An 8,774-nucleotide genomic window follows, 5' to 3' on the forward strand; every position below is an offset into this window, starting at 1 on the left:
ACTCGCTGACGTGCATCTTGAACTGCCTTTTCGCCCTCCAATGAACCGTACCTAAAGCGTGTACGCTTCATTCAACGCCTGCGTCACTTTCCCTTGATGTGCCCCGGCACACCTTCGTAAAAGTTCCTTGTTGAGAACGAAAATTCAGCCCAATCTGCTCCCGTCGGAGTTTCAAGACACGCCCTGAAAAAAGTGGACAGCCGCCGTAATTGCGCGGCTGTCCACTTTTTTATTTTCAGACAAACACGGTCAAATAAACACCGTATTCTCATCCTTCAGCCGCGCATTCTCCGCCAGCCGCACTTTATCCTCGTTGTACAAATACAGGCGGTAGATCAGCACGCTCACCGGTTCGCCCGGCGCCAGCGCCGCTTCTTCCGGCGAACGGTAGCCGATCAGCCGCATGCCCTGCACATTGACGTGCACTTCGATCAGGCTGCCGCGAAAAAAGACGTCTTCCACCGTGCCTTCCTCGCTGGCGTGCGCGTACGGCTGCTTGCCGAGCTTGGCGATCTGGATCAGCTCCGGCCGGATCACCGCGTTGTCGTAGCCTTCGTAAGACTCGAATCCTTTCAGCGTCCGGTAATGCGCAAGCACCGAAGATTCGCCGATAAACTGCGCGGCGAACGGCGTCGAAGGCTCCTTGTAAATATCCGCCGGATTGCCTTTTTGCTCGATGCGGCCCCGGTTGACGATAATGATCTCGTCGGCCACCTCGACCGCTTCGTCCTGGTCGTGCGTGACGAAGATGCTGGTGATGCCGAGCGAGCTGATCGTTTCGCGCAGCCACAGCCGCAGCTCTTTGCGGATCTTGGCGTCGATCGCCGCGAACGGCTCGTCGAGCAGCAGCAGATGCGGATTGGGCGCCAGCGCCCGGGCGAACGCCACCCGCTGCTTCTGTCCGCCGGAGAGCTGGTGCGGATAGCGGCTTTGCAGCCCCTGAAGCCCGACCAGATCGACCAGCTGATTGACGCGCTCGCGGATAAAGGCTTTGTCCTTTTTCTCCACCGTCAGCCCGAACGCGATATTGTCGAACACGGTCATATAGCGGAACAGCGCGTAATTTTGAAACACGAAGCCGATCCCGCGTTTGCTGGCCGGCACGTCGTTGACTCTTTGCCCGTCGATATAAATATCTCCGGAATCCGGATGCACCAACCCCGCCAGCGTGCGCAGGATCGTCGTTTTGCCGCTGCCCGACGGGCCGAGCAGACCGACCAGCTTGCCTTTTTCGATTGAAAAAGATACGTCGTCCAGCGCTTTGTAGCCTTTAAACGCTTTGTCCACCTGCCGCAGCTCAACGTACATGTTCGTGCTCCTCCTTTCTTCCTTTGAACTCGACGATATTGCGCAGAATCAAGATGATGATCGCGGCCGCGACCAGGATCGACGATACGGCGAACGCCGCGGTCAACTGGAACTCGCTGAACAGGATCTCGATATGCAGCGGAAGGGTGTTGGTCTTGCCGCGCAGATGTCCCGATACGACGGACACCGCCCCGAACTCGCCCAGCGCTCTCGCCGTACACAGGATGATGCCGTACAGGAGTCCCCACTTGATATGCGGCAGCGTAATCTTCCGGTAAATGGTCCACCAGCCTGCGCCCATCAGGGCGGCGGCTTCCTCTTCGTCGCTGCCCTGCGCCTGCATCAGCGGAATCAGCTCGCGCGCCACGAACGGGAAAGTGACGAAGATCGTCGCCAGGATGACGCCCGGCACCGCGAATACCACTTTGAGATCGTGCGCCTGGAGGAAATCGTACGCCCATCCGATCCGCCCGAATACCAGGATAAACACCAGACCGGCGATCACGGGGGAGATGGCGAACGGAATATCGATCAGCGTGGTCAGGAACTGCTTGCCGCGAAAATGGAACTTGCTGATCGTCCACGACGCGAACAGGCCGAACACGGTGTTGCAGATCACGGCGGCGGCGGTCGCAAGCAGCGTGAGTTGGAGCGCTTTGATCGCATACGGATCGGTAATCGCATTCGAGAACACGTCCCAGCCCTGTTTGAGCGCGTACACGCAGACCGTAATCAGCGGCAGCACCAGCATCACGAGGATAAACAGCACGCCGAGCGCGATCAGCACGAGGCGGGCGGTTCGGCCCTGCGCCCTCGCCGTATTCCGCGCCGCGGCCGCCGGCTGCGGAATCGAAGCCGGATTCGGCGGTATGGGATTCGGATCGCTCATCAGTTCTCCGCTCCTTTCGCCGCATGGTTGAGTCTGGACTGGATAAAGTTGATTGCAAACAGCGTCAGGAACGAGAATACGATCATGACCAGAGCGATCGACGTCGCCGCGCCGTAGTTGAACTGCTCCAGCTTGCTCATAATGACCAGCGGCACGATCTGCGTCTTGTACGGAATATTGCCGGCGATAAAAATAACGCTGCCGTACTCGCCCAGCCCCCGCGCGAACGCCAGCCCGAATCCCGTCAGCAGGGCGGGACGGATCTCGGGAAACACCACCCGGCGAAACGTGCGAAGCAGACCCGCTCCGAGCATCGTCGCCGCTTCTTCGTACTGTCCGTCGAGCTTCTCCAGCACCGGCTGGATGGAGCGCACCACGAACGGAATGCCGATAAAGATCAGCGCGATCGTAATGCCGACCGGCGTATACGCGATCTTGACGCCGATCCCGGCGAACAGCCGGCCGATCCAGCCGCTGTCGGCATACAGCGTCGTCAGCGCGATCCCCGCCACCGCGGTGGGCAGCGCGAACGGCAGCTCGATCAGGCCGTCCAGAATCCGTCTGCCGGGAAACCGGTAGCGGACGATGATCCAGGCCAGGATCGTGCCGAACACCGCGTTGACCAGAGCGGCGGCCAGCGCGCAGAGCAGGCTGATCTTGTAAGCGGCGACGGCCTGCGGATCGCTGATCGCTTTCCACAAGTCGGCCGGACCGACGTCCGACAGCACCACGAAGATCGACAGCAGCGGAATCATGACGATCAGGCTCAGCATGGAAAGCGTGACGCCCATCGACAGCCCGAAGCCGGGAATGACTCTATTCTTTTTGCGCGCCGGTTTCAAACTTCCCATGTCTCAGCCTCCTTTGTCCGCGATTAAGCCGTTACTTTTGATAGATCTGGTCGAAGATCGCGCTGTCCGCGAAGAACTTCTCGGTCGCCGCTTCCCAGCCGCCGAAGTCGTCGTCGATATTCACCAGCTTGAGATCGAGGTCGAACGTATCCGAGAACTGCGACAGGATATCCGGGTTGGACGGACGATAGTAGTTGTCTCCTGCCAGCTTCTGCGCTTCGTCGGAGTAGAGATACTGCAAATATTCTTTGGAGACTTCTTCGGTGCCGCGCTTCTTGGCGATCTCGTCGACGACCGCGACCGAAGGCTGCGCCAGGATGCTGATGCTCGGCGTTACGATCTCGTAATCGTCCGGATGTTCCTTGATCGACAGGAAAGCTTCGTTTTCCCACGCCAGCAGCACGTCGCCCTGTTTGTTCTCCACGAAGGTGGTCGTCGCGCCGCGCGCCCCGGTATCGAGCACGGTCACGTTGTTGTACAGGTTCTTGATAAACTCCGTCGATTTCGCTTCGTCGCTGCCGTCGTGTTCCTGCGCGTACGCCCACGCCGCCAGGAAGTTCCAGCGCGCGCCGCCGGACGTTTTCGGATTCGGGGTGATGACTTCGACGCCCGGCTTCACGATGTCGTCCCAGTCTTTGATGCCTTTCGGATTGCCTTTGCGCACCAGGAACACGATCGTGGAGGTGTACGGCGAACTCTGTTTGTCGAACTCGTCGACCCAGCCCGGTTCGATCAGTCCGCCTTTTTCCAGCTCGGCCACGTCCTGTTCCAGCGCCAGCGTCACCACGTCCGCCTCGTTGCCTTCGAGCACCGAACGGGCCTGTTTGCCGGAGCCGCCGTGCGACTGCACGATCGTCACGTCCTGGCCGCTTTTTTCTTTCCAGTGCGTTTGGAAAATCTTGTTGTACGCTTCGTACAGCTCGCGCGTCGGGTCGTAGGAAACGTTGGTGATTTCCACCGAAGCCGGTTTGGATGCGTCCGCGGACGCTCCCTGCGTATCGGCCGCGGCGCCCGTCGTCGAAGCGTTCGAACCGCAGGCCGCCAGCGGCGCCGCCGCCACCAGCAGCGTCAGGCTCAGCAAAGCTCTTTTTTTCAACCCGTTCAATTCCTTGAATCCGTTCATGCCGTTCATCCGTTTCAAACCCATGATCGTTTCCCCCTTAACAAAAATAGAATGGAACCTGCCGAACTGCATCCCGACCAAAACGACCTTACTTCGCCGTGTGCGGCTTTGCGGTGCTTTCGCGAACCAGAAGCTTATGCGGAAGAAATATTTTCATGGGCAGACGGTGCTCTTTGTTGATGCGATCCAGCAGCGTGCGAACCGCCACCTTGCCCATTTCCACCTTGGGGATGCTGACCGTCGTCAAGACCGGGGACATATACTGCGCAATCTCGATATCGTCCATGCTCACCACGGAGAGCTGCTGCGGAATCTTGATGCCGGCTTCGAGAAAACGTTTGACCGCGGCGATCGCCGTAATATCGGTTGCGCAAAACACGGCGGTCGGAAAAGGAGAAGCGCTCCGCAGCAGATAGTCTGCGCCTTCGTATCCGCCGGGACCGTCCTGCGGGAACGAAGCGACCAGGTTGGCGTCTCCGTCGAGTTTGTGCCTGCGCACCGCGTCGGCGAACGCGCGGTAGCGGATTTCGTTCTGCGTTTCGCCAATGTAGGCAATGCGTTTGTGGCCCAGCCCGATCAGGTGGTCCAGCGCGGTCTTCGCGGCTTCGTAACCGTCGCAAACGATCTGGTCCCACTCGGCGTCGATCGGATTCCGGCCCACGTACACGATATTTTTATAATGTTTTTCGAGCAGCAGGCGGGTGTTCTCGTTGAAGCGCCCCAGCACCACCGCTCCGTCCGCCCGAGGGATATCCATCCTTTTGCCGAACGGGTCGCCCTGCAGATCGAAGATGGAATAGGAAGCCGATACGATGCATCCTTTCTCCAGCGCCTGCTGCTCCACGGCTCTCGCCGTCTGCGCAAAAAAAGGGTTGTCCTCCAGATCCCGCGTGCGCCCGAGGATACAGGAGACGGTGGTACATCGCCGCGGGACCTCTTCCCGTTTGCCCTGTTTGAGCTCGCGGGCCGACTGGTTGGGGACGTACCCGGTTTCGTGAATGATTTTCCACACCCGGTCCCGTACCGATTTGCGCGCAAAACTGTCGTCGGAAGAATTGATGATGCGCGAAACGGTAGAAATCGAAACGCCCGCCTGTTCGGCAATCTCTTTTAACGTCATTTTCGCGCTCCTCCCTGTTTGAAAGTTTAAATCCGCACTAAATTTATTGGTTTAATATGCGTTATTATAATCCGCGCCGCGCCACAACTTCAACGAAAAATAAGTACAACGTTTGCGGAAGCTGAATAAGCGGCTTTTGGCGGGAGGATTCTTGCGTTACACTAAGGGAGAAAATACGGTTTGAAATCGCATACCGAGGAGGAAACCAAAGTGGAATACATCCCGGAGCATACACGCAGCCTGAAAGTGACGACCGAGCCGCAAAGCCTGGAAACCGCAAACGGCGCGCTGGAACTGCATACGCTGCCCGATACGGACTTTTGGCTGAAAACGCATTACGGCTTCGAGCGCTACAACGGGCATGTGCTGTACGACGAGATCGAAGGAGACTTCGAAGCGGTGACCGAACTGACGATGGACCCGCAGTATACGTTCGATCAGGCGGGGCTGTTCGTGGGAGTGGACCGGGACAATTGGCTGAAAACGTCGGTCGAGTATATTCCGGAAGGCCCGTCGCATCTGGGGGCGGTCGTAACGCGGGATGGATATTCGGACTGGTCGACGCGCAACGCGGATTCGGATATTTTTGCTCATCGGCTGCAGTTCAAGATCGTGCGCGAAGGCGAGGATTTCCTCATCCATGCGCGCCGCGCCGGCGGAGAGTGGGAACAGCTGCGAATCGCGCATCTGCGCTGCCCGGGCGGACAAGCGCTGAAAGTCGGGCTGTACGCCGCAAGTCCGGGGACCGAAGGCGGGTTCAAAACGACGTTTTATTCCTTTGAGATCCGGCAAACAGGGGAAAATGCGGAATAGAAAGAATCCGGGCAGGAATCGAATAAGGAGGATTGCTTTATGCTGACGGACGAATGGATTCGGGAAACGTGCCTGGCGCTGCCGGGAAGCGATGAACTTTTTAAAGAAGAATGGAACAGCACGCTGTATCGGATCGGCGGCAAGTATTATGCGATGCGCGGGACGAACAAAGAAGGCGAACAAATTTTGACGCTGAAATGCGATCCGCTGCTGGCCGACGAATATCGCGAACGCTACGAGCAGATTGTGCCGGGCTATTATTCGAACAAAGCGCACTGGAACAGCATCCTGCTGGAGCGCGGCGGTCTGGAAGCGGAATTTGTGGCGGGCATGATTCGTCACGCATACGAACGGGTCAGAAGCGGATTAACGAAAAAAGTGCGCGATACTTTGCCGGAAGCCTGATAAATATTCCATGGCTGCGCGAACTTTTCCAGCCGGTAAAGGAATGAAAATGCCGAAATCCGGAAAATTAACGAACAATATAAGAAAGACCCCTCAAAATCATTCGTTTTTTTGTTGACAAGCTTTCTTGCCTCGCCTAGAATGTAACGAGTAAAGCCGCTTTGCCGGAGCTTGCGCATTGGCAGGCGGCCCACCAGGTAATCGACAACTGAAGAAGCGTTCGTATAATTCCGGGAATGGGCCCGGAAGTCTCTACGCGGTCACCGAAAATGATCGCTCTACGAAAAGGGAAAAGCGGCTTTGCGTTCCGGCGATTCTTCGCCCGGTGCGACGTTCCGCGTTTTCTCTGTTCTGGAGGCGCAGGGGGGCGAACATCGAACCCGGCCTCTTTTGTCGTTCTTCCTATTTACATTCCCGAGGAGGAAAGTTTGGATCATGGACAAGTTCTTTAAACTCCAAGAACACGGAACGAACGTCAGAACGGAAATTATCGCGGGCCTGACGACTTTTATCACAATGGCGTATATTCTGATCGTCAACATCTCGTTCCTGGGACCGGACGGCGCGGGCATCCCGGCTTCGGGCGTATTCTTCGCGACGGCGGTCGGCGCGGGGATCGTAACGATCCTGATGGGATTGTTCGCCAACATTCCGGTCGCTCTGGCGCCGGGCATGGGGCTTAACGCGTACTTTATGACGGTGGTATTGGGGTCCAACGGCGCAATCACCTGGCAGGCGGCGCTCGGCGCAGTCTTCATTTCCGGGATTATCTTCATCATCTTGACCGTGACGAAGATCCGGCAGATGCTGATTGTGGCGGTGCCTTCTTCGATAAAAGCGGCCATCACGGTCGGGATCGGGCTGTTCGTTACGATTATCGGGATGAAGCTCGGCAATATCGTTTCGATCTCCGCGACGGTAACGGGCGTGACCGACTTGGCGCAGCTTCAAGCTCCCGTACCGGTAATCGGATCGAACTTCCAGCTCGGCCTGGGCGACTTTATGCACCAGAAGGACACCCTGCTCTCGCTGATCGGAATCTTTATTATCGGCGTCCTGATGGTGATGCGGGTACGCGGCGCGCTCCTGATCGGAATCGTGCTCATCACCCTGATCGGCATTCCGATGGGCGTGACCAATCTGAGCGGACTGTCGGGCGGCAGCTGGATTCCTTCGTTCGGCGATCTGGCAGTCGGACAGCTCGATATCGGCGGCGCTTTGAAACTCGGCCTGTTCGAGATCGTGTTCGTCTTTACCTTCGTTGAACTGTTCGATACGTTCGGCACGCTCGTCGGTACGGCGGAGCGCGCGGGACTGCTCAAGAACAAAGAAGAAGGCGAGAAAAAAATCGGCAAAGCGATGCTGGTCGACGCGGTCGGCGTCAGCACCGGCGCGGTGCTCGGCACAAGCACGATCACTTCTTATGTAGAAAGCACGGCGGGCATCGCGGAAGGCGGACGTACCGGCCTGACCGCGGTAACGACGGGCGTGCTGTTCCTGCTGGCGATGTTTATCGCTCCGCTGGCGCTGGTGGTTCCTTCGGCGGCGACGGCTCCGGCGCTCATCATGGTCGGTGTCCTGATGATCTCGCAGGTTCGCAGCATCGAGTGGGACGACATGATGCAGGCGATTCCGGCTTTCCTGACGATTATCTTTATGCCGTTCACGAACGGGATTGCCAACGGCATCTCGATCGGTATTCTGTCTTACGTCGTGTTGGGCGGCGTCAGCAGCCTGTTCACCAGCCGCAAAGTCAAGATTCACTGGCTGATGTGGGTGCTTGCGATCCTGGTCGTCTGCCGCTACGTTTTCCTCGGCGGAGAGTAATCCCGAATCGGGTATGGACGGAATTGAACATTATATAGAAAAGACAAATAAAAAAAGAATCATTAGGGGATAAAGAAACGGACCTGGGCCGCCGATCGTCGCAAGACGATCGGCGGCTTTTTTATGCACTGCGTCAAAGAACGATTGTACGGTTCGAAAGAACCGATAAATGCGATTGATAGAGGCTATAAAACTTTTTAATAAAAAACCTTGCTATGTCAAATAGGGCATGGTATAGTCTAGGAACGGCCTTGAGAGAGTGCCGGTGCGGTTCGGACAATGGAGCAGGGTGATGATGAGATCGGATGGAAGCTTCGAAAGAAGCCGAAAAAAAGATTTTAAAAAAGGCTTGCAAAGCGAAATCGAACATGCTAGTATATAAGAGTTGCTGCTGCGAGCGAAAGTCTGAACGGCAGAAACGAGAAACACAGTTTGCTC

At 57.1% G+C, this 8,774-nt stretch carries 8 protein-coding genes and 1 riboswitch; of the genes, 3 read left to right on the forward strand and 5 right to left on the reverse strand.

Translation table 11 applies throughout. The features are described from left to right. Positions 1-249: 249 nt before the first annotated feature. From QWJ34_RS23175 to QWJ34_RS23195, 5 genes are all read right to left on the reverse strand, one after another. Positions 250-1,308, reverse strand: a complete 1,059-nt coding sequence (locus QWJ34_RS23175) for a sulfate/molybdate ABC transporter ATP-binding protein (protein ID WP_302731476.1) — start codon at positions 1,306-1,308, stop codon at positions 250-252. Continuing rightward, on the reverse strand, positions 1,298-2,197 hold the full coding sequence (cysW, locus tag QWJ34_RS23180; protein ID WP_302731477.1) for a sulfate ABC transporter permease subunit CysW: 900 nt from the start codon (positions 2,195-2,197) through the stop codon (positions 1,298-1,300). The genes QWJ34_RS23175 and cysW overlap by 11 nt, the downstream gene beginning before the upstream one ends. Continuing rightward, entirely contained in the window at positions 2,197-3,048 is an 852-nt protein-coding gene (gene cysT / locus QWJ34_RS23185; RefSeq protein ID WP_302731478.1) for a sulfate ABC transporter permease subunit CysT, read from the reverse strand. Before cysT ends, cysW begins: the two co-directional genes overlap by 1 nt. 31 nt (positions 3,049-3,079) lie before the next feature. Beyond that, the gene (locus QWJ34_RS23190) at positions 3,080-4,195 is read right to left on the reverse strand and encodes a sulfate ABC transporter substrate-binding protein (RefSeq protein WP_302731479.1); all 1,116 of its coding nucleotides are present in this window, start codon (positions 4,193-4,195) and stop codon (positions 3,080-3,082) included. Between the two features lie 64 nt (positions 4,196-4,259). Beyond that, positions 4,260-5,291, reverse strand: coding sequence for a LacI family DNA-binding transcriptional regulator (locus QWJ34_RS23195; protein WP_302731480.1), 1,032 nt, complete (start codon positions 5,289-5,291; stop codon positions 4,260-4,262). Between the two features lie 180 nt (positions 5,292-5,471). Between QWJ34_RS23195 and QWJ34_RS23200 the strand changes: the two genes are divergently transcribed. The 3 genes from QWJ34_RS23200 (at position 5,472) to QWJ34_RS23210 (ending at position 8,336) form a co-directional block, all read left to right on the forward strand. Next, positions 5,472-6,104: a DUF1349 domain-containing protein gene (locus QWJ34_RS23200; protein ID WP_302731481.1), complete on the forward strand. Its 633-nt coding sequence runs from the start codon at positions 5,472-5,474 to the stop codon at positions 6,102-6,104. Between the two features lie 39 nt (positions 6,105-6,143). After that, the gene (locus tag QWJ34_RS23205) at positions 6,144-6,509 is read left to right on the forward strand and encodes an MmcQ/YjbR family DNA-binding protein (RefSeq protein ID WP_302731482.1); all 366 of its coding nucleotides are present in this window, start codon (positions 6,144-6,146) and stop codon (positions 6,507-6,509) included. 200 nt (positions 6,510-6,709) lie between these two features. Then, a riboswitch (purine riboswitch) is annotated at positions 6,710-6,810 on the forward strand. Between the two features lie 134 nt (positions 6,811-6,944). Continuing rightward, positions 6,945-8,336 carry an NCS2 family permease gene (locus QWJ34_RS23210; RefSeq protein ID WP_302731483.1) on the forward strand — a complete coding sequence of 464 codons (1,392 nt, stop codon included), beginning with the start codon at positions 6,945-6,947 and terminating at the stop codon, positions 8,334-8,336. The last annotated feature ends 438 nt before the right edge of the window (positions 8,337-8,774 follow it).

Origin of the sequence: Saccharibacillus sp. CPCC 101409 (genome assembly GCF_030518235.1) — a bacterium.
GTDB lineage: Bacteria > Bacillota > Bacilli > Paenibacillales > Paenibacillaceae > Saccharibacillus.

Bases quoted from the DNA above. Each gene is read 5' to 3' on its own strand.
- QWJ34_RS23205 (WP_302731482.1), top strand. From the start codon at position 6,144: ATGCTGACGGACGAATGGATTCGGGAAACGTGCCTGGCGCTGCCGGGA.
- QWJ34_RS23210 (WP_302731483.1), top strand. From the start codon at position 6,945: ATGGACAAGTTCTTTAAACTCCAAGAACACGGAACGAACGTCAGAACG.
- cysT (WP_302731478.1), bottom strand. From the start codon at position 3,048: ATGGGAAGTTTGAAACCGGCGCGCAAAAAGAATAGAGTCATTCCCGGC.
- QWJ34_RS23175 (WP_302731476.1), bottom strand. From the start codon at position 1,308: ATGTACGTTGAGCTGCGGCAGGTGGACAAAGCGTTTAAAGGCTACAAA.
- QWJ34_RS23190 (WP_302731479.1), bottom strand. From the start codon at position 4,195: ATGGGTTTGAAACGGATGAACGGCATGAACGGATTCAAGGAATTGAAC.
- QWJ34_RS23195 (WP_302731480.1), bottom strand. From the start codon at position 5,291: ATGACGTTAAAAGAGATTGCCGAACAGGCGGGCGTTTCGATTTCTACC.
- cysW (WP_302731477.1), bottom strand. From the start codon at position 2,197: ATGAGCGATCCGAATCCCATACCGCCGAATCCGGCTTCGATTCCGCAG.